A 21,006-nucleotide genomic window follows, 5' to 3' on the forward strand; every position below is an offset into this window, starting at 1 on the left:
CACACTAACACTGCTACCCTTGACCACGGAGGCTCCTTCGCTAGAACGGTTAGGTTTAAGGCACCACCCATTCTGCCTAGAAGCCTCTCGTCATACCAACCCATCCATCAAAACAACAAACACGGTCGCGGTCGGTTGCGCATGTGAAAAATGGGAGGAACTGTGTCATAATAAGAGCGGTGACAGGCTGTACCACCACGGGTATTTATGGTGCGCAACATAGACTTTTTCTCGTGGAGCATGTCGCCGGGGTATTCACTGCCCTGATTTTTGATGAATGAGGCTCGGCGTCATAAGGCGTCGAGCCTCATTGTGTAGAAGCGACTTCTGCAGCTGCAGACGTATCGGTAACGTTTGCGACACGCCGAAATCGTAAAAATAATCTTATCGATGAGATTTGTGGTAAGGTAGGTTTTGCAAACATCAAGTAAGGGAAATCGAACCGTAGAATCTCAACGATAAGACTCTGCGGGGAACGTGGAAACGGACGGAGCAGTCTTCCACCCGCAACCAAGATCACACCGCAAACAGTGACCTTGCCGCGCGATTTCGATCTTCCATAGAGAAACAGGAGAACACGAAATGTCCAGCTCGACTCCCGCGGTCGGCCGCAAACTGTCGTGGGTGACCAAGTTCACCTACGCGCTGCTGCCGCTGTCGTTCACCATGAGCACCATGGTCATGACCTGGCAGATGATCTACTACACCCAGCCGCTCGCCATCTCCATCGGCATCGTCACCACGATGCTTGCGGTCGGCAAAGCCATCGGCGGCTTCATCACGCCGATCTGGGGCTACATCTCCGACCGTATGTACTCCACCTCCTTCGGTCGCAAGGTCGGCCGCCGCAAGGGCACGCTGCTCATCGCCGCACCGCTGAACCTCATCTTCTACGTGCTGCTGTGGGTGCCGAACATGCCGGTGTGGTACTACCTGCTCATCAACGTCATCTACTACGGCGTCTACCCGGGCATCAACACCGTCGTCTACTCCCTGCCGTCCGAAATGACCGATGATTCCAAGGATCGCGCCCAGCTCGTGGCCGTCCAGCAGATCGGTGGCGGCGTCGGCGGCTTCGCCCTCTCCATGGTCAACGCCTACCTGTTCAAGATCTGGGGTGCCGACGGTTGGCAGCCGTACTTCAAGATCGCCATGATCTACGCCGTGCTCGGCACCGTGCTGCTCGTCATCGGCGCGCTGTGCATCAAGGAACGCCCGTACGACGAGACCACCGACATCTCCTCCGCCGATAAGGGCAACGCCGAGAAGGTCGGCTTCTTCGGCCGCCTCGTCTCCGTCTTCTGGAACTTCCTGTCCGTGCTGCGCATCAAGACCTTCCGCAACTACCTCGGCATCTTCCTGTCGCAGATGACCTTCCGTACTGTCCGCGGCCAGATCAACGCCTACTTCATCATGTTCGTGCTGCTGCTGACCCCGGCCGAGGTCTCCCTGTCCACCGGCTTCAGCTTCCTGTTCGGCATGGTCTGCGTCGTCATCTGGGCGACGATCATCACCAAGCTCGGCGGCATGCGCGCCTACCGCATCGGCTCCTGGTTCACCATCGCGCTGTTCATCGGCATCTACATCCTCGCGCTGAACGTCTCCTCCCTGCCGAAGGGCACCGTCACCCTGGTCTTCACCGTCCTGATCACGCTGTTCACGCTCGGCAACTCCGGCATCGTGAACGCGCAGACCTACGTGCAGTCCTTCGTGCCGGACGTCGACGAGCTGGTCACCGGCAAGCGTCGTGAAGGCCAGTACGCCGGCATCCAGTCCACGCTCGAGGTCATCGTCAACACCGTGGTCACCATCCTCGTGGGCGTCATCCTGCAGGCCGTCGGCTTCCAGTCTGGCGCCGACGTCAAGACCCAGTCCGCGACCGTCGTCAACGTGCTGCTCTACATGTACTGCGGCACCGTGGTCGTGCTCGCCCTCGTCGGCATCCTGCTGACCTACCGCATGCACCTCAACGAGAAGACCCACGACATCCTCGTCGCCGAGTCCGCCCGCCTGCGCAACGGCGGCAAGATGTCCGACGTGACCGAGGAGACCCGCAAGGTCGTCGAGGATCTCGCCGGCATCCCGTACGAGCAGTGCTGGGGCCACAACAACGTGATCAACGCCATGCATAAGGCGGCGTGACACAGACCCGCTGCGTGGCTCGGGTTCTCCTTTCCCGGGCCACGCAGCACCACCGACTTGCTGCGGGAGTGGTCTTTCTTCCATCACATCTCTCCTGCTTCCGCAGCTCCTTTCATAACTGAACAACCAAACAACGCACAAGGCCTCGTTCCGGGAAAACGCCCGTCCGGAACGAGGCCTTGTGCGTTGCGCTGTTGTCTGGTTGTTCGCCGTGCGGTACGAGGTGTGATGCGGCTCAGTGCCGGGCCGCCCAGTCGTCGCGCAGCAGCGCGGCCATCGCGTCGGCGAATTTGGCGTGGTTCTCGCCGTCCATGTGCAGACTATCGAGGTCGCTCGGCTCGGCGACCTGCGCGGCGTCGAAGAACAGGCATCCCTGCCGTTCGGCCACGCGCCGGTACTCCCCCGCCAGCTGGTGCGACAGTTCGACCGCGCCCTCGTCGAACCCGATGAACCCGCTGGTCGAGATGCCTGGCTTGATATAAATCGGCGAGACGACGACGATGCGCGGCGCCGGTGCCCCGCGGTTGTCGGTGATCTTCACCTCGTGCACGAGCATGTCGAGTCCGGCGGCGATCACGCGCGCGTCCGCATGGAACATGGCCTTCATGTCGTTCGTGCCGAGACTGATGATGACGTAGTCGAGCGGCCGGTGCGTGATGAGCGCGCCCGGCAACGCCGCAAGTCCGTTGCGATGCGGTTCGATCGGATTGTCGAACACGGTGGTGCGCCCGCCGAGCCCCTCCTCGATCACGTACCAGTCGTCGCCGAGCAGCCGCTGCAGCCGGCCGGTCCAGCGCACGTCGCGCGGGTGACGTCCGCCCGCGGGGTTCGAACCGTTGGTATTGGAATCGCCGAAGCACAGCACGTTGATCATGACCGTTTTGCCTCCTTGTACGCTCGTCCATCGAGCTTATGGCCGTGGTGATCGCCCCGCGTCGCCATGCCATGTTTTGCCGCCGGTGCGAGCACTGTAATGTGACCGGCGATGACATGGATATGACGGCTGATATATATCGGAACGTTCCTGATTGAAATACAGATTACCATAGTTTTTGCGGTATGAAAGTTCGTTAATTAACTGGAATGTAGACGATTTGTAAATCCGGAACGAACCGGATATTGTGGAGTGTATCGAGTATTCAGGAAAGGACAAGGATGTCTCAACGCAGTCATCGGCAGGATGCGCTGCCGCCACTGTCGTGGAAAGCCAAGCTCGGCTACTCCACGTTCTCGCTGTCATACGTCATGCAGACCATGATCGGTACGTGGCAGCTGTTCTACTTCACCACATTCCTCGGCATCCCGGTCGCCGCCACCACGGCGCTCATCGCCGCTGGCAAGATCATCGCCTCGGTGATCGGCCCGGTCTGGGGATATCTGTCCGACCGCATGTACGCCACCAGGATTGGCCGCCGCATCGGCCGCCGCCGGTCCATCATGCTGATCGCCGTGCCGCTCAACGCGCTGTTCTACGCCATCATGTGGATTCCGGGGCTGCCGGTCGCCGCATACTTCACCTCCAGTCTGCTGTACTGGGTCTTCCTCGCCGGCCTGACTACGATCCAGTACGGTCTGCCGTCCGAAATGACCGAGGACTCCGGTCAACGCGCGCAGCTCGTCGGCATCAACCAGATCGCCGGCGCGATCGGCAGCACGTTCCTGTCGTTGTTCAACGTGTACCTGTTCATCCTCTGGGGCAAGGACACGTGGACCTCGTACTTCAAGATGGCCATGATCTACGGTGCTATCGGTGTGGGCGTGCTCGTCGTCGGCTTCTTCACCATCAAGGAGCGGCCATACGACGAGTCGACCGACGTGTCCGAAGCCGATGGCGGGACGACGGGTGACAAACTGCCGATCTGGCAGCGCATCGTCTCGATGATCTGGAATTTCGTGTCCGTGATGCGGGTGCGGGAATTCCGCAACTATCTCGGCCTGTATCTGTCCGAACAGTGTTTTCGCGCCATCCGTGGCACCATCAACACGTATTTCGTGATCTTCGTGCTGCTGCTCGATCCGCAGACCGTCTCGCTCGCCACCGGCGTGAACACCATGTTCGGCATCGCGTGCCTCACGTTCTTCATGTGGCTTACCGCGAAAGTCGGCGGCCCGCGCGCCTACCGGATCGGCGGCTTCGAGGTGATCGGCGTGTTCCTGTCGCTGTTCGTGCTGGCCATGTTCTCGTCCCAACTGTCGTCCGGCGCCAAGGCCGTCGCGTTCATCGTGCTCGGCCTGTTCATGAACTTCGGCATCACCGGCGTGGTGAACGCTACGCAGTACACGTACACGTTCATCCCCGACGTGGATGAAATCATCACATCCAAGCGGCGTGAAGGACAGTACGCGTCCGTCAACGCAACCATTGACGACATCTTCGCCGCGGTCGAGACGGTGCTCATCGGCTGGGTCTTGCAGGCGACCGGTTTCATCGAGGGCGCACAGACACAGCCGGCCGGCACGATGACGGCCATCGCGGTCATGTACTGCCTTGCTCCGATCATGCTGTGTCTGCTCGGCATATTCTTCACCTACCGGCTCAAGCTCAACAAGGAGAACCACGGGCTGCTGCTGGCCGAGATCGCGCGGTTGCGCGAGGGCGGTTCGATGGCCGACGTGACGGACGAGACGCGCGCCTTGGTCGAGAGCCTGACCGGCATGCCCTATGAGCAGTGCTGGGGCCACAACAACGTGATCAATGCCCTGCACAAGGCGGCGTGACCGCATCCGGACACCGTGTGAGAGCAGTGCGAGACCGTGTTTCGGCAAACGATTGTCCGGAACGCGGCTCACGCTGCTCCGATGGACGGGATGTCCCAATGTCGCTGAGTGCGCGCTCGTGATCGCGCGCACATGGTGACGGTTTGCGGTTTGCGGCAGGGGCGGCGGAAAGTATTCGTGGTGGCTCGACGGCTACCGCAGGTGACGGTCGCAGAAGTCGATGAACCGGTCGGTGGCTTCCGGTGCGCGCCAGACGCGCGGATCGCCGTGGCCGCCGGTGTGCGGATACCAGGTCTCGATACGGTCCGCAAGTCCGGCCTCGTGGATCGCGGCCTCCAGCCAATGTGTCTGGTCGCACGGCACGAGCGCATCGTCGTCGGCGTGTGCGAGCAGCATCGGCGCCATGCCGGCGTGCACGTGGTCGATCGGACTGGCGTCGTGCGCGGCCTCCTGCGTATACCCGGCGCCGAGCAGCTTCGTCTTGTAGTCCTCGACCTCGTCATAACGCGGCCCGGGCAGCACCCACCGGTTGATATCACTGATGCCGAACGCCGCGATCACGAGATTCACGGTGCTGGACACGCCGGATGCGGCCGATGCCGGGTCGTCGTACCGCGCATCGCCGTTCGTGAATCCGAGGAACTGTGCGAGATGCGCTCCAGCCGACGCGCCCCACGCCACGATCCGATCTGGATCGATGCCGTACTCCCCCGCGTGCGCTCGCAGGAAGCGCACCGCGGCCTTGCAGTCATGGATCTGCGCCGGCCATCGCGCCTCGGTCGAGAGTCGATAGTTGATGACCGCGACCGCATATCCGGCTTCGAGGAACGCGTTCGTGTCGTCGCGGCCGGTCGCCAGTCCGGTGGAACCGGGTGCGAAGGTGCCGCCGATCCAGCCTCCGCCATGGATGTAGATCACGACGGGAACGGGATGGGCGGCTGACGCGCCGGCCGGTACGGCAAGATACAGTTTCTGTGATTGCCGGCCGTTGCCGGCGTAGTCCTGATCGATATATTCGGTGATGTCAGTCATGATTGGTTCGTCCTTGAACGAGACGGGATGGAATCGTTGTGATGTAGTGTATCTCATCGATAAGATACGGAGATGCGACGGGATTCGTCAGGACCGTAGAAGGATCGCGGCAGCGGTTTGGCGGCGAGCACGATGCGGTCGATGACGACGGATGCGTCGACGCGTTCGATAGCGAACGTGTTCCAGCCGGCATGCACCGTGGCTTCGAACTGCAGCGGCTCGTAGCCACGGATGATGTTGCGCTCCCACACGGTGGTCAGCGAATGGCGGTTGCGCGACTCGCCCCACGCATTGTTGCCAGCCAGCATGATCGGGTCGTCACCGTTGACGCGCACGGCCAGACGGCAACCGCGCGGCGTGCCGTCGTCCTCGACTCCCTCGTTGAACGTAGGCAGACGGTTGATGGTGCCGCGCACGGTGCCGGACCGCTCGAACCATACCTGATATTCGAGCGTCGCGCCTTCGCCGGGGCGGCTGATGCCACGGTCCGGGAACGCCTTCATCGTGTCGCCATGCTGGCCCTCGTTCGCAATCGGCGCCCAATACGAGCCGTCCATGCCGGGGATGATGCGGGTCGGATGCTCGGCCTCGCATGCGACGATGCCGTCGGTCGCGACGAATCCGAGCGGTGCGGATTCGGACGGTGCCGCGCCGCCTGGCTCGGTCGGGATACCGGCTGGCCTGGCTGAGTCGTTGCTTGTCGCAGTGATCCCGCCGATGGTGTCCTCGGCACCGTCGGAATCACCGTCGTCCATCTCGGCATTCGGATACTGGTCATCCTCGATCAGATCATGATCGTCGCCCAAGTGCGTGTCGTACTTGATGAATCCCGCCCATTTGCCATCGTTGATCGCATCCAGCTCGTCGTTGCGCGCGACGATCGCATCGCGGGCCGCCTTCGACAATGCGATGTACCGCCGTGCATCGCCAATTCGTCCGTCGTGGAACGCGGCCCACGCCTCCCAAAAGTTCACGTACTCGGCTGCTGTATCGGACTGCGACAGCACCGCGTAATACCACTGCTCGAAGAACGCCGTGCGTCGCGCGTCCGGCAGCGCGTCGGCCACGCGTCGCACGCGCGAGGTCAGCGCGGCACACCGATCGAGCCAGCGTTGCGCCTCGTCACCGAAGGCGGACGGATTGAACGCGAACTCGTCCAGATCGATTCCGGCGGCCACGCCTTCCGGATTCAGACTGGCGAGATTGAACCCGGGCTGTCGAATCGCGATCAGTCGGCTGAACTCGTCGAAGCAGTCGGCCAGTTCCGCCGCGGTCGCCTCGTCCATGCCCCAGTCGCGCCGCGCGAACGTTCGCACGAAATCGGAACCGATCGACTCGGCCGTGCATGCGTCCGGATTCCAGCCGAGCCGCAGAAAATACTCGGTCGACATGTCGCTCAGCTTGGTGTCGCCCACGTTGATGACCCACTGCCTGCGCATGCCGGTGTTCCACGCGCGGCGCATCTGCTCGGCCATCAGCGGCAGCTGCGAACTGTTGAGCCAGGTGTTGTTCGTCGGCCGGCCCACATACGAATTGTGGTAGTACACGCCCGCGCCGCCCTCGCGCGCCGCCTCCGCAACGGTCGGCACCTGCCGCAGAAACCCGTAGTCGTCGTCCGGCCACATCAGCGTGATGTTGCGGTATTCCGGCTGTTCCAGCACCCGACTCAGACCGTGGTTGTACACGTCGTTCATCTCCTTGTAGGTGATGAGCACTTGCGGGATGCGCGCGGCCTCAGCCGGCCCGTACACCTCCTCGATGAGCGCGCGTTGGGCCGCGATCACGTCCTTCATGAACGCGACCTCCTTCTCCTCGGTCGTATCTCCCGGGTAGCGGTCGAGCTCGGCCACGTTGAAGCGGCCGTCGTGCACGCCGCGGATGCCCACGGTCAGTGAGCACTCGCATGACTTGTTCGTCTCCAGCCGCTCGCGCCAGTAGGCGAGCAGCGCCTCGCGGTTGAGCGTGAAATCGTACGATTCGCGCACGGACGCGCCGCGCATGTGGTACTGCTCGTGGTGCTCGGCGTACCACTGGTCCCACTCGCCCTCGTTGTTGCGCAGCAGGATCTCGCAGTGGTGCGTGCCCATGATGACGCCGTACCGTTCCGCTTCGCGCGCGTTGACCGGCACGCCGTCTTCTCCTGTTGCCGTGTTGAACGCGACCGATTCGGGGTGCATGGCCGGCCACAGCAGGTTGCCGCGCAGCCGTAGCAGCAGTTCGAAGACGTGGCGGTAGTAGTTGACTTCGGGCGCGATCTGCGGGTTCGGGAACTTCTTGCGGTTCCAGCGGACCATTGACCAGTCCTCGTCGTTGATGAAGAATCCGCGGTACGGTACGGCCGGGCCGAGTTCAACGCAGGCGTGCGTGTAGTTCGCGTCGATGATCGGGCGTACGTCGACCGGTACGTCGCCCCACCAGAACCACGGGGAGATGCCGATGCGTTCGGACAGTGCGTAGATGCCGTAGATCGTGCCGCGGGCGTCGCTGCCGGCGATGACGATCGCGTGCGCGACGCCGGGGATCGGATCATCGATTTCCTTGAGCGCGAACGCTTCCTGCCGGTCGGCGATCTGTTCGGATTCGTCGAGTCGACCGTTGGCGGTGATCGTGTCGATGATCGCGCTGCGGCCGATGGTGCCGACGATGATGGCGCGGTCGATCGGGGCGTCGCCTCCGAATTGGCGCAGTGCCGATTCTGGCGAGTCGAGCCGGATCAGGGCCGGTGTCGCGGACGGATCGGCTGCGGTGAGACGATCGGCTTGGGCCTGTGGATCGTCGGCGAACAGCTGCTGCACCGTATGCCAGTCGATTGAGCCGGTGGTCATGGCGATGTCCTGCCGCAGATCCTGTACGGCTCGGGTGACCTGCCGCCAGGTGCGTTCGGCGTGCGGGTCGCGTTCGGACGGCCGGTAGGCGCTGTCGACGATGACGGGCGCGGCGGGCGTGATCGCGCGATGGCCTGGTGTGTTCAGATTTGCGTAGATCTTCATTGATGCTGTTCCTTCATTGGATGAGGTGTTTTGGTTGATTGAGAATCATACGAAACGCGGAACGTTCCGGATAGATTTTGAAAACAATAATACTTCGTTTTACAATGATTTACGCATCGGCGTGTATGGAAATCATCACAGATTATCCGTCACGTTCCGAATCGCTTGGGATCGCACTGCCCGCAGCTGGCGTTCCACAGACGGGACGTTGGCTGTCGGCCGTCGATCATCGATCGGTCACCAATCATCAGAAAGGTCGGCAATGGACAACGACATCAGCGAAGGCGCATTCAGGGGCAAACTCATGTTCTCTTTCGGAGACAGCATCTGTCACGGCCACTACTATCCCAAGTTCACGTTCCCCAAGCGCGTGGCCGAGCTGGAGGGCATGGACTACGTGTGTCATGCGGTCAACGGATCGACCATCATCGACTTCACCGAACCGGACTCCCCCCACCATGACACCACGCACCACATCCTGCGCCAGGTCAAGAACGCCGCAGCCGGGCACGTCGATCCGGACGTGATCATCTTCGACGGCGGCGTCAACGACGCGGTGCATACTGACATCGATCTCGCCGAGTTCGGTCGCATGTTCCGTATGACCGCAGAGCTGCTGCGCAAGCGTTGGCCGGACGCGCTGGTCGTGTACGTGACCGTGCACCGCCTGTGGAAGCGCGACTGGGACGTGCAGGTCGCCGTCTACGGCACGGCCGTGCGTATCTGCGGCGAACTCGGCATCCCGGTGGCGAACATGTTCGAGGATTCGCCGCTCGATACGCGCGACCGCGAGATCGGCAAGACGCTGAGCTTTGACGAGGTGGACGCCGACGGCGAGCCGATCGTTGCCGGCAACGGCACGCATCCCAGCCCGCAGGCCGTGGAACGGTACTACGTGCCGCTCGTGCGCGAGACGCTGCACCATCCCGCCGCGCACATCCCGGCTGTGCGCTGACGCCGTCGCCGGCCGGCTGCGCAGGTCCGTCGCCGGCCTTGTCCGATTGGCGCCCGGAACGATTCGAACATATGCGTTGCACCGGGTAATATGCGAGGAAGATCGTGATGTACAGGAAAGGTGTGTATGCGATGGTGACGATCAAGGATGTGGCCGCCAAGGCCGGTGTGTCGAAAACGACCGCGTCCGACGCGTTGCGCGGCGGAGGCGACGTGAGTGCCAAGACCATGCAGCGCGTGCGCGCCATCGCCGAGCAGATGGGCTACAAGCCCAATGTGTCCGCGCGCTCGTTGCGTTCAGGGCGCAGCAACACCATCACGTTTCTGACGTCGGGCATCCAGGGCAGCTACTTTGCGGAAGTCGCCACATACTTCGCCGAGGAGATCAACCGTCGCGGCATGTACATGTTGATCGAGCTGACGAAGTTCGTGCGCGACGACGCGAAGCAGAAGATCCCGTTCCCGATGTCGGACGGCATCATCGCCACCAACGCGCTGCACGTCGACCGGCTGTTGCGCGAGCATCCCACCGTAGTGTTGGAAAATTACGACGATGAGTGCCCGTACGACACCGTGAACGCGTCCAGCGCCGCCGGTTCGCGTGCTGCGATCCGGCATTTGGCCGAACGCGGCTGCACGCGCATCGCCGTGGTCGGTGACAACAGCGGACCGGGGGTGTACCCCGGTTCGCGCGACTTACGCTACGAATCGGCTCGGGACGAGTGCCGCAAGCTCGGATTGCGGTTCGATGACGACTCGTTTGTGCGGTCACAGTGGTCGCGGCAGGGAGGCATCGAGACCGGGCATGCGCTGGCCGATGCCGGTATGCCGTTCGATGGCCTGTACTGCTTGAGCGACGGCATCGCGCTCGGCGTGATCCGCGGGCTGAACGAGCGTGGCGTGCGGGTGCCGGACGACGTGGCGGTGATGGGTTTCGACGGTGTGCTGGAAGGCCGGTACTACAGCCCGTCGCTTACGTCGGTGCGTACCGACTTCTCGACGATGGCGCGTGTGGCGATGGATCTGCTCATGCGCCGCATCGAGCATCCCGACGACAAGGCTGCGCGTCAGTGCATGACCGTCGGGTATGAGCTTGTGGAGGGCGAGTCCACCGCCCGCTGACGATCTAATCGTCTCGGTACCTGATCGTAGGGCCTGCGATACCACGGTATCGCGGGCCTTTTTCGTGTCTCGTCGTCTTTCGGGCCTTGTCATCTTATCGATGAGACACGCCGAACGATCCGGATGATTTCCGGAAGGTTCCGGATTGTGCTACATTAAGTCTTGCAACAATTCAAACCGTCTCAATCGAATTACTTATTCGGAACGATACGGGCAGTGATGCCGGCATCGTTCGGTCACCGGCGCAACGCCTGCACTCGTCATACGGGCGAAGCCATGCCGGTTTCCATTGGATGGAAAGCAACGGAGAAAAAGAAAGAGGTCAGCAATGACTAGCACCTCAATAGCGAGCGGTGCGACCAAGACCGGTCGCCTGTCCTCGTGGGCGAAAATCGCATACGCGTTCTTCGGCCTGTCGTTCACTATGTCCACGATGGTCAACACGTGGCAGATGTTCTACTACACGTCCTTCATGGCCATCGGCGTCGGCGTCGTGACCACCATGCTCGCGTTCGGCAAGTGGGCCGGCGCGGTCATCTCCCCGATCTGGGGATGGCTGTCCGACCGCATGTACTCCACCGCCATCGGCCGCAAGCTTGGCCGCCGCCGCGCCATGCTGCTCATCCTCGCCCCGCTGAACCTCGTGTTCTACATCCTGCTGTGGCTGCCGAACATGCCGGTGTGGGCCTACATCCTGTTCAACGTCGGCTACTTCGCCGTCTGGCCGGGCGTCACCACCATCGACTACGCCCTGCCGTCCGAAATGACCGATGATTCCAAGGATCGCGCCCAGCTCGTCGTCGGCGGCCAGATCGGCGGCGCCATCGGCTCCTTCGGCCTGTCCATGCTCAACGCCTACCTGTTCCAGATCTGGGGCACCAAGACCTGGGATCCGTACTTCAAGATCGCCATGATCTACGCGGTCGCCGGCACCATCCTGCTCATCCTCGCCGCGTTCGCCATCAAGGAACGCCCGTACGACCCGTCCACTGACGTCGCCGCCGCCGACAAGGACGCCAAGGGCAAGACGAACTTCTTCAAGCAGATCGTCTCCGTCTTCTGGAACTTCGTCTCCGTCGTCCGCATCCGTACGTTCCGCAACTACCTGTGGATCTTCCTCACCCAGATCATCTTCCGCAACGTGCGCGGCGTTCTGAACTCCTACTTCATCATCTTCGTGCTGCTGCTCAACCCGCAGGCCGTGTCCGTCTCCACCGGCATCAGCTTCGTCTTCGGCATCGCGTTCGTCACCTTCTGGGGCTGGGCCACCAGCAAGGTCGGCGGCCTGAAGACCTACCGCGCCGGCGGCTATATCACCACCATAATCTTCGGTGCCATCCTCGTGATGGGCCTGACCAAGGGCAACTTCAACGCCACCCAGCTGGCCATCGGCTTCACCGTGCTCATCACCGCGTTCGGTCTGGGCAACTCCGGCATCGTCAACGCGCAGCAGTACATCCAGGCCTTCGTGCCGGACGTCGACGAGATCGTCACCGGCAAGCGCCGCGAAGGCCAGTACGCCGGCATCACCGAGACGCTGTCCACCGTCGTCCAGGCCCTCGCCGTGGCCGGTACCGGCATCGTCCTGCAGCTCGTCGGCTTCCAGTCCAACGCCGACAGCCAGCCCGCCGGCGCCGTGAACGCCCTGCTGTACATGTACTGCCTCACCCCGATGGCACTCGCCCTGCTCGGCAACTTCCTCACCTACCGCATGCACCTCAACGACGAGAACCATAAGGTGCTCGTGGCCGAGGCCAAGCGACTGCGCGAAGGCGGCTCGATGGCGGACGTCACCCCGGAGGCCCGCAAGGTCGTCGAGGATCTCGCCGGCATGAAGTACGAGGAGTGCTGGGGCCACAACAACATCATCAACATCTCCAACCGCGGCTGAACCGCTTCACCTTGGACTTCGGTTCGATGATGTGATCTAATTTTCCGTCAGGTGCAACTCCTGTTTCTCGCTTGACGGATGTTTGCAGCCGGCGGTTTCCGATCCGATTGCCGGGTCGGAAACCGCCGGTTTTTCTATACCTGTTTTCTGGTGCGCCGGCGTTCTCTTTGCGGCGCACGGTATTGGTTCCCTCTACCCTTCCCTACTCGCTTTTTCATTCGTGTCCATACGCAAAGGAGCATTTCCCATGCAATTCACCACCTACGAACCGCCCGTCAGCAAGCCGCAGACGACGTTGACCGAGGCTGCGGACGGCCGCCAGATCATCGACTTCGACGGTGACTGGCGCTTCTTCCGCGGCTCGCCGTCCGGCGCGGAACGCCCCGATTTCGATGACTCGGCCTGGCGCGAAGTCACCGTGCCCCACGACTTCGGCGTGGAGGGGCGGTTCTCGCGCAACGCCCGCGCCACCGTCGGCTACCTTAAGGTCGGCGAGGGCTGGTACCGCAAGACCTTCACCGTGCCCGCGGCGCTCGCCGGCAAACGGTTCGTGCTCGACTTCGACGGCGTGATGGACCGTTCGGAGATCTGGCTCAACGGAGTCAAGGCCGGTGAACATCACTACGGCTACACCGCGTTCCAGATCGACGTGACCGACCATCTGTACCTCGGCGACGAACCCAACACCATCACCGTGCGCGCCGTCAACGAGGAGCCAAGCTCGCGCTGGTACGCGGGCGCCGGCCTGTACCGCGACATAACGCTCGTCGTCACCGATCCGATCCACGTCGCGCAGTACGGCACGCAGATCACCACGCCGACGTTGGCCGACGACGTTGCGCGCGGCGTCGCCGAAGTCCACGTCGCGACCACTATCGCCAACGAAACGACGTCCGCGGCGGCTGTCACGTTGCGCACGACCATCGTTGATGCGGATGGCAGCGTCGTCGCCGAAGACACGACAGACGTCACGGCGGTGCCGACTGACATGACTGGTCGTATCGTTGCCGCGCCGGCCAACGAATCCGTTGCGTCGGCCGACTTGCAGTACGCGCCCGCACCGACCGCCGAACAGATGCTCACCATTGCCGAGCCGCACCTGTGGAATACCGCCGACCCGTACCAATACCTCGCGCGCACCGCACTGCTTGCCGCCGACGGCACCGTGCTCGACACGTACGAGACACGCTTCGGACTGCGCTGGATCACGCTCGACCCGCAGCACGGCCTGTTCCTCAACGGCGTGAACATGCGCGCGCTCGGCATGTGCATGCACCACGACCAAGGTGCGCTCGGTGCGGCCGCATACCATCGTGCCGTCACGCGTCAGCTCGAAATCATGAAGGAAGGTGGGGTCAACGCGATCCGCACCAGCCACAATCCGGCATGCAAGACGCAGGTCGCCGAATGCAGCCGACTCGGACTGCTCGTGCTCGAGGAGCTGACCGACATGTGGACCGCGCCGAAGAACCGCAACGACTACTCCAACTATTTCGCCGCCGACTATCCGGAAGACCTCAAGGCCATGATCCTGCGCGATCGCAACGAGCCGTGCGTGTTCATGTGGGGCATGGGCAACGAAATCGCCTGGCAGGAATCCGAGCTGCCGATCGCGGCCGACCTCACGCGCCGCTGCCACCTGCTCGACCCGACCCGTCCGAACTCCGTCAACGACGCGTCGTATCTGTCCAAGGGCATCGACGGCATCGGCAACGACATCCATCACCGCATGGACGTGCGCGGCTACTCGTACATCAGCAAGGACAAGATGCTCGAAGTCCACGAGAAGAACCCGAACGATGTGATCGTCAACTCGGAAAGTGCGAACATCTGCTCCAACCGCGGCTACTATGTCTACCCCACCGAAGTGAGCGAGTGCCCGGCCGTGCTGCCGCCGATCGACACCAGCAAGTACGAGTTCGAGCCGGGCCGCAAGCCGTGGGATGACACGACCTATGAGCTGAGCGCCTACAACATCCGCGGCAAGCGAGGCAATTACATCGACGTCGCGTTCGAGCGACTCATCCACATCCCGTTCAACGTGGGCGAGTTCGGCTGGACCGGCTTCGACTACATCGGCGAACCTGCGCCGTACATCTCCAACTCATACTGGACCAAGCCCGACATGGCCGAATCCGACGGCACGGTACTTGCGCCGCTGCGCTCCTACTACGGCATGGTCGACACGGCCGGCATCCCGAAGGATCAGTGGTACATCTACAAATCGCTGTGGACCGACCCGGACGATGCGCCGATGGTGCATCTGCTGCCGCACTGGAACTGGAGCGTCGGCGAGGCGGTGAGCGTGTGGGCGTACACGAACGCGGCGTCGGCCGAGCTGTTCCTCAACGGGCGATCGCTCGGCGTGCGCGAATTCGACAGCTTCGATACGGACTTCCATCTGGATGCGTCCCATGCGGACAAGCCGTTCCAGTACCGCTACGCGAAGGCGAATCCGAGTCGCCGCAAGCTCAGCCTCGACTGGGAAGTGCCGTTCGAGCCGGGCGTGATCGAGGTCGTGGCGCGCGATGCCGCGGGCCGTATCGTAGCGCGTGACAGCAAGGCCACGCCGGGTTCGCCGGCGGCTCTGCGGCTATCCGCCGACCGTCACGTGATCGCCGGTGACGGCAAGGATCTGAGCTACGTCACTGCCGCCGTGACCGACGACATCGGCGTGACCGTGCCGCGTGCCGACGACGAGGTGACGTTCAGCGTGGAGCATGGCCGGCTGCTCGGTACCGACAACGGCAGCCAGACGAACACCGAGCCGCTGCAATCCGCCACGCATCGCGCGTACAGCGGTCTGGTGGTGGCGATCGTCGCATCCGACGGGTCCGGGTTGCCGATTCGCGTGACCGCGCGTGGCAAGGGATTGAAGAAGGCGTCGTGCGTGATTGCGGTTGCCGGAAACGTGGCGGCCGGTGACGTGGTCGATGTCGAGCCGGTGGCCGTGCGTACGGTTGCGGGCGTCGCGCCGACGTTGCCGGAGACTGTGACCGTGCGGTTCGGTGACGGATCGCGGCGGGCGGTGCCGGTGACGTGGGATGCGGTCGATGATGGTTGCGGTTCGGCGACCGGTGCGTTCCGCGTGTGCGGTGTGATCGACTGCGGCGATGGCGTTTCACGTGAAACCTTCGCTGATGTGGTCGTGGTGACCGTGGATGACGTAGTGCCGGTCGCGTTGACCGTTGCCGGCGATGGTGGCGCTGATCGCCCGGTGGAGTTGCCGGATGCCGTAACCGCGATCGCCAGTGATGGCGGATTCGTGCGGTTGCCGGTGACGTGGGATGCGTTGCCCAATGGTGTCGATGCTGCGAGCGGTGGCGTTGTCGCGGTATCCGGAACCGTTGCAGTGCCCGGCGGCGTGTCCGGCCCGTCGCGCTCGCTGACCGCGCATGCGTCCGTTCGCATCCTTGCCGACGGCGAGCGGCCGATCAACGAACCTGCGCTTCGCTCGCTGCGCATCAACGGCAAGCCGGTTGCCGATTTCGATCCCGAACGCACCGAATACACGCTCGCCCAGCGTTACGACCAGCCCAAGCCGGTCATCGAGGCGGAAGCCGAAGGCAACGACCTCGTCTACGTGCTGCCGCCGGCCAACTGGCCGAACGGCGCGTACCGCGTACACGTCACTTCCGAAGACGGCAAGCGAGGCCGCACGTACACGATCGGTCTCGATATCGCCCCCGCTCCGGTCGGCAACGTGAGCATCGCTGCGACCGTTGCCAATCCGGTCGAAGACACGATCGTGCCGGTCGTCGTTTCCGCGACCGATACCAACGGCCTGCCGATCGACCTCGATGACGCACACGTTGTCATCGACAGCTCCAATCATGCCGTGCTCGCCGCCGATGATCCTGCCTACGGTCGGACCGAGTCCGCGACCGGCGGGGCTGATCATGCCCTCGTCGCAGTGCTCGCCGGAACCGCGAACGTCACCGCGACCGTCGCCTACGGCGGCGCAGTAGTCGCCAGCGCTCCCCTGCCGCTCACCGTGACGCACGGTACGCATGCCAAGCGACCGACTGCCGTGCGTGACGTCACGTTGCGTACCATCGTGGGTGAGACACCCGAACTGCCGTCCGCGGCGACCGTCTCGTTCGACCACGGATTCGATGCCGAGATTCCGGTCGACTGGCAGCCGGTCCCGGGCGATGCGTTGGCCAAACCTGGTCGCGTGACCGTCACCGGAACCGTCGGCGACACCGGACTGGCCGCACACGCCACGATCGTCGTCGTTGCGGTATCCGCGGTGGCCAACGTATCCATCGCGACCATCACGCATATCGTGCCCGATCTGGCCGAGACCTTCCCGACCGTCGCGGTCTACTGGAGCGACGGACTCAAGGAAGACCTGCCGGTCGTGTGGGATGCGATCGACGCGACGGCTGTCGCCGCACCGGGCGAGTTCACGGTCGAAGGCGCGGTCGCCGGGGTGACCGGTCGCCGTGCCGTCGCGCATGTTCGCGTGACCGACGAGCATGTGCAGAACCGCGACCTGTTCTCGTTCCGCAACGACGTGTACCCGCAGGTACGCGCCTCCTACACCAACACCGACCCGAAGGCGCAGGAGGACGTGGCTGACCTGATGGACGGTACCGTCTCGTACACCGCCCGCCTTGGCTACAACCTGAAAAACCGTTGGTCGACGGCCGGAGATCCGTCGAACACGGCGTGGCTGGAATACCGCTTCGGCTACGGCGAGGAGACGCCGTTCATCCTCGGCGCGTTCACGGTGTACTACTGCCTTGACGGCGAGAACGTGGTGCTGCCGGAGCGCGTGGATGTCGAGTATCTCGATGTGGACGGTTCCGTGGGTGCGGGGTCGGATGACGCGGTTTCATGGAAGCCGGTGCGTGATCTGTCCGTGACCCATCATCCGGTCGAGCAGAAAAACGACGCGGCGTGGGCGTACGCGACCGTCGGCGACAAGCCGGGCAACGAGATGGTCTCGAACGGCGACGAAACGACGTACTCGTTCGAGATGGTGCGCACCTCGCGCATTCGTATCACCTTCCATACGGATGACGGCGAAGTCGTGGCGATCACCGAGGTACGGGGCGACGCGCAGATTCCGGCGGCGCATGGCGACGCCGATCTGGCGGGGATTCTCGTCGACGGCGAGCCGGTCGCGTTCGATCCGGACGTGGAGACGTATACGTCGGGGGCATCCGGCATGTCTGGTGACGGTTCGCAACCGGCCGTCGAACCGGTGCCGGTGGCTGGCTCCAATGTCGCGATCACCGTGGTGCCGCCGGCTGTGGGATCGGATGAGACGCGCATCATCGTCACGTCCGAGGACCGCGTCACCACGCGTACCTACCTGGTGGCGAGCCGGTAATCCGGCGGTTCCGTCCCAAGTGTCGTGGGGCGAAACGTCGTTGTAGGCCCGGTATCCGCGAGTCGCCGCGGATACCGGGCCTACAATCAATCTTAACGATAAAGCGCTGTAATCGCAGGGAAAGAAAGGGATCGTATGGCAACGCTCAAGGATGTCGGCAAACTGGCAGGGGTCACGGCCACGACCGCATCCGCCGCGCTGCGCGGCAAGGACTACGTGCGCCCCGAAACCATCCAGCGCGTGCGCGAGGCCGCCAAAAAACTCGGCTACAAAACCAACCTGTCCGGCCGTTCCCTGCGCTCCGGCCGCAGCGACACGATCACGTTCCTCACGTCCGGTCTCGAAGGCGACTACTTCTCCCATCTGTCGATGTGCGTCGCCGACGAAGTCAACCGCCGTGGCTCGCACATGCTCATCGAACTGTCACGCTACCTCAACGGCAGCAACGATCTGTCGTACACGTTCTCGGACGGCATCATCGCGATCAATGCACCGCGCGCGCTCGACATCCTGCACGAGCACCCGTCCGTCATGCTCGAAAACTACGACACCGGCACCGGCATCGACACCGTGAACGCGCCGAGTGCGGAAGGCTCGCGCGCCGCCATCGAACATCTCGTCGCGCGCGGCTGCACGCGCATCGGCATCGTGGGCGACAACCGCGACCCCGGCAACCCGAACGTCATCCCCGGTTCTCGCGACCTGCGCATGCACTCCGCGAAAGCCGCGATCCTGGCCGCCGGACTGCCGTTCGACGAGACGCGCGACTTCATCAAGTCCGCATGGTCGATCGACGGCGGCATCGAATCCGGCCGTGCGATCGCACAGACGTTGCGCGAGACCGGCTACGACGGACTGTATTGCCTGAACGACGGCATCGCGATCGGCGTGCTGCGCGGCCTGGCCGACGCCGGCGTGAAGGTGCCGGACGACGTGATGGTGATCGGCTTCGACGGCATCACGTCCGGCCAGTACACCGTGCCGTCGCTGACGACCGTCGCCACGGATTTCAAGGGCATGGCGAACACGGCCGTCTCGCTGCTCATGCGCCGCATCGAGCACCCGGACGAGGAGTATTTCCCGCAGACCGTGAACGTGGGGTACAAGCTCATCGAGCGCGAGTCCACCGCGCGGCGGTAGAGGGCGTTCGCGCAACGGCGTGGTGATCTTTTGATCTTACTGTTATCTTACATAAGGTATAAGATGACATGTAAGATCAAGTGTAAGATATGCATGCAGGGGGTGCCATAACCATGCTTGCAGAAGGCTCGTCAGTTGAATTCAAACGTGATTGGGTGGACGGCGCCAAACGGACCGCGGTGGCATTTGCCAACACCGGTGGTGGCGTCATCTACCTAGGCATAGAAGACGATGGTCTTATCGTGGGCGTGAACGATGCGGATGCGTCCATGCGTAAGGCGACTCAGGCGATATCGGATGGCATCCGGCCTGATCTTATGAGCTTCGTCAGCGTGGAATTAGAGATGCGTGACGAGAAAACCGTGGTGGCCGTACGGATCCAGCGGGGCGCAAACAGGCCGTATTACCTAACGGATAAAGGCATTCGTCCGTCCGGTGTGTATGTTCGATCGGGTGCCGCATCCATCCCCGCGTCGGAATCTGCGATTTTGGACATGATCCGGCAGAGTTCGGGCGACGCATATGAAGATGCGCTGTCGTTACGGCAGGATCTGACATTTATCGCAACTTCGACGGCATTTCAAGACGCCGGCGTGGAATTTACGGACGCATCACGCAGAACGCTCGGCATGGTCAACGCAGACGGCCAATATACGAATCTTGCTGGTTGCTGTCGGATCAGTGCGAGGCAACGACCAAAGTGGCGGTATTCGCCGATCCGGATAAGGAAGTATTCCTTAATCGTCAGGAATTCTCCGGTTCGCTGCTGCTGCAGTTCAGTCAGATCGCTGAATTTCTGAAGCGAAATAATCGTGTGATCTCGTATACGGGACAGGACATGCGTCGCGTTGATCGGTACGACTATTCGCCATCAGTGATGCGTGAGGCGTTGCTCAACATGATTGTGCATCGTGACTACGGTCTATCCGGGCCGGGATTGGTCAGCATATTCGATGATCGTATGGAATTCCTCAATCTCGGTGGACTGCCGGATGGTCTCAATCGGCGGGATATGATGAACGGTATATCGTTCCAGCGTAACCCGCGATTGGCGAACGTGTTCTACCGGCTGCGACTGATCGAAGCGTACGGCACCGGCATACGCAGAATCATGGGCGACTACCGCCATGCGGGGCGGCAGCCGGAGTTCGGTATCAGTGATCATTCGTTCCGTTTGATGTTGCCGAAGCATGTATCTGATATGTCTCACGGTGCGTCAGGTAGGGATGGGTTGTCTGTCGCAACCGAGGGTGGTGACAGACAACGGATAGTGCTTGATTATGCGGAACGTGTCGGCTGTGTCACGCGTAGGCAAGTGCAGGAACTTACCGGATTGTCGCAATCGGCGGCGGCGAACATGCTGAGGATGATGACGGCACAGGGGTTGCTGCGACGAGTGGGTAAGGGGCCTGCTACGGAGTATCGATTGCCAGAGGGGCTTTGATGCGTTGAAGCGGATTGGGGGTGTGCTGCCCCTCAGTCAGCTTTGCTGACAGCTCCCCTGAAGGGGAGCGGAAAAGGAAAGGTCTCCGCTGAGGGAGCGGAGACCTTGCTGTGCTGGAGGTTTTTCGCGTGCGCTTCGCTATAACGCGAAAAACCTCCTACGTTTGCGTGTTGGGAAGCCCGCAGGGCTTCCCAACCGGTGTATCGCAACGCGAGTTGCGATACACCGACGC

At 62.5% G+C, this 21,006-nt stretch carries 12 protein-coding genes; 9 read left to right on the forward strand and 3 right to left on the reverse strand.

The annotated features are described in order from the left end of the window. The first annotated feature begins 582 nt into the window (after nt 1–582). A complete protein-coding gene (locus KIH76_RS10955; RefSeq protein WP_219070707.1) occupies nt 583–2,142 on the forward strand; it encodes an MFS transporter in 1,560 nt (519 codons plus the stop codon). Nucleotides 2,143–2,377: 235 nt separating this feature from the next. Here the strand turns inward: KIH76_RS10955 and KIH76_RS10960 are convergent, their stop codons facing one another. Next, complete coding sequence (locus tag KIH76_RS10960; protein WP_219070709.1) at nt 2,378–3,016, reverse strand: SGNH/GDSL hydrolase family protein; 639 nt, start codon at nt 3,014–3,016, stop codon at nt 2,378–2,380. 281 nt (nt 3,017–3,297) lie between these two features. On the opposite strand from KIH76_RS10960, the gene KIH76_RS10965 reads away from it, so the two are divergent. Then, on the forward strand, nt 3,298–4,860 hold the full coding sequence (locus tag KIH76_RS10965) for an MFS transporter (protein ID WP_219070711.1): 1,563 nt from the start codon (nt 3,298–3,300) through the stop codon (nt 4,858–4,860). 192 nt (nt 4,861–5,052) lie between these two features. On the opposite strand, the gene KIH76_RS10970 is transcribed toward KIH76_RS10965, so the two are convergent. Both KIH76_RS10970 and KIH76_RS10975 read right to left on the reverse strand, forming a co-directional pair. Continuing rightward, nucleotides 5,053–5,892, reverse strand: a complete 840-nt coding sequence (locus KIH76_RS10970) for an alpha/beta hydrolase (RefSeq protein WP_219070713.1) — start codon at nt 5,890–5,892, stop codon at nt 5,053–5,055. A gap of 53 nt (nt 5,893–5,945) precedes the next feature. Continuing rightward, entirely contained in the window at nt 5,946–8,882 is a 2,937-nt protein-coding gene (locus KIH76_RS10975) for a glycosyl hydrolase 115 family protein (RefSeq protein WP_219070715.1), read from the reverse strand. 262 nt (nt 8,883–9,144) lie between these two features. On the opposite strand from KIH76_RS10975, the gene KIH76_RS10980 reads away from it, so the two are divergent. The 7 genes from KIH76_RS10980 (at nt 9,145) to KIH76_RS11655 (ending at nt 20,774) form a co-directional block, all read left to right on the forward strand. After that, the gene (locus tag KIH76_RS10980; protein WP_219070717.1) at nt 9,145–9,837 is read left to right on the forward strand and encodes an SGNH/GDSL hydrolase family protein; all 693 of its coding nucleotides are present in this window, start codon (nt 9,145–9,147) and stop codon (nt 9,835–9,837) included. A 107-nt stretch (nt 9,838–9,944) separates the two neighbouring features. Next, the gene (locus KIH76_RS10985; RefSeq protein ID WP_236037004.1) at nt 9,945–10,958 is read left to right on the forward strand and encodes a LacI family DNA-binding transcriptional regulator; all 1,014 of its coding nucleotides are present in this window, start codon (nt 9,945–9,947) and stop codon (nt 10,956–10,958) included. A 328-nt stretch (nt 10,959–11,286) separates the two neighbouring features. Next, nucleotides 11,287–12,849 (forward strand): MFS transporter, encoded by a 1,563-nt coding sequence (locus KIH76_RS10990; protein WP_219070719.1) that lies wholly within the window; start codon nt 11,287–11,289, stop codon nt 12,847–12,849. A 247-nt stretch (nt 12,850–13,096) separates the two neighbouring features. Further along, nucleotides 13,097–18,190: an Ig-like domain-containing protein gene (locus KIH76_RS10995; protein ID WP_219070721.1), complete on the forward strand. Its 5,094-nt coding sequence runs from the start codon at nt 13,097–13,099 to the stop codon at nt 18,188–18,190. Nucleotides 18,191–18,325: 135 nt separating this feature from the next. Further along, on the forward strand, nt 18,326–19,330 hold the full coding sequence (locus tag KIH76_RS11000; protein WP_219070723.1) for a LacI family DNA-binding transcriptional regulator: 1,005 nt from the start codon (nt 18,326–18,328) through the stop codon (nt 19,328–19,330). 113 nt (nt 19,331–19,443) lie between these two features. Next, nucleotides 19,444–20,130: an AlbA family DNA-binding domain-containing protein gene (locus KIH76_RS11005; RefSeq protein WP_219070725.1), complete on the forward strand. Its 687-nt coding sequence runs from the start codon at nt 19,444–19,446 to the stop codon at nt 20,128–20,130. Next, entirely contained in the window at nt 20,031–20,774 is a 744-nt protein-coding gene (locus KIH76_RS11655) for an ATP-binding protein (RefSeq protein ID WP_219070727.1), read from the forward strand. Before KIH76_RS11005 ends, KIH76_RS11655 begins: the two co-directional genes overlap by 100 nt. The last annotated feature ends 232 nt before the right edge of the window (nt 20,775–21,006 follow it).

Source organism: Bifidobacterium simiiventris (genome assembly GCF_019331715.1).
In the GTDB taxonomy this organism is placed as follows: domain Bacteria; phylum Actinomycetota; class Actinomycetes; order Actinomycetales; family Bifidobacteriaceae; genus Bifidobacterium; species Bifidobacterium simiiventris.

Bases quoted from the DNA above. Each gene is read 5' to 3' on its own strand.
- KIH76_RS11000 (WP_219070723.1), top strand. From the start codon at position 18,326: ATGGCAACGCTCAAGGATGTCGGCAAACTGGCAGGGGTCACGGCCACG.
- KIH76_RS10975 (WP_219070715.1), bottom strand. From the start codon at position 8,882: ATGAAGATCTACGCAAATCTGAACACACCAGGCCATCGCGCGATCACG.
- KIH76_RS10970 (WP_219070713.1), bottom strand. From the start codon at position 5,892: ATGACTGACATCACCGAATATATCGATCAGGACTACGCCGGCAACGGC.
- KIH76_RS10960 (WP_219070709.1), bottom strand. From the start codon at position 3,016: ATGATCAACGTGCTGTGCTTCGGCGATTCCAATACCAACGGTTCGAAC.
- KIH76_RS10985 (WP_236037004.1), top strand. From the start codon at position 9,945: ATGTACAGGAAAGGTGTGTATGCGATGGTGACGATCAAGGATGTGGCC.
- KIH76_RS10995 (WP_219070721.1), top strand. From the start codon at position 13,097: ATGCAATTCACCACCTACGAACCGCCCGTCAGCAAGCCGCAGACGACG.
- KIH76_RS10965 (WP_219070711.1), top strand. From the start codon at position 3,298: ATGTCTCAACGCAGTCATCGGCAGGATGCGCTGCCGCCACTGTCGTGG.
- KIH76_RS10990 (WP_219070719.1), top strand. From the start codon at position 11,287: ATGACTAGCACCTCAATAGCGAGCGGTGCGACCAAGACCGGTCGCCTG.
- KIH76_RS11005 (WP_219070725.1), top strand. From the start codon at position 19,444: ATGCTTGCAGAAGGCTCGTCAGTTGAATTCAAACGTGATTGGGTGGAC.
- KIH76_RS10980 (WP_219070717.1), top strand. From the start codon at position 9,145: ATGGACAACGACATCAGCGAAGGCGCATTCAGGGGCAAACTCATGTTC.
- KIH76_RS10955 (WP_219070707.1), top strand. From the start codon at position 583: ATGTCCAGCTCGACTCCCGCGGTCGGCCGCAAACTGTCGTGGGTGACC.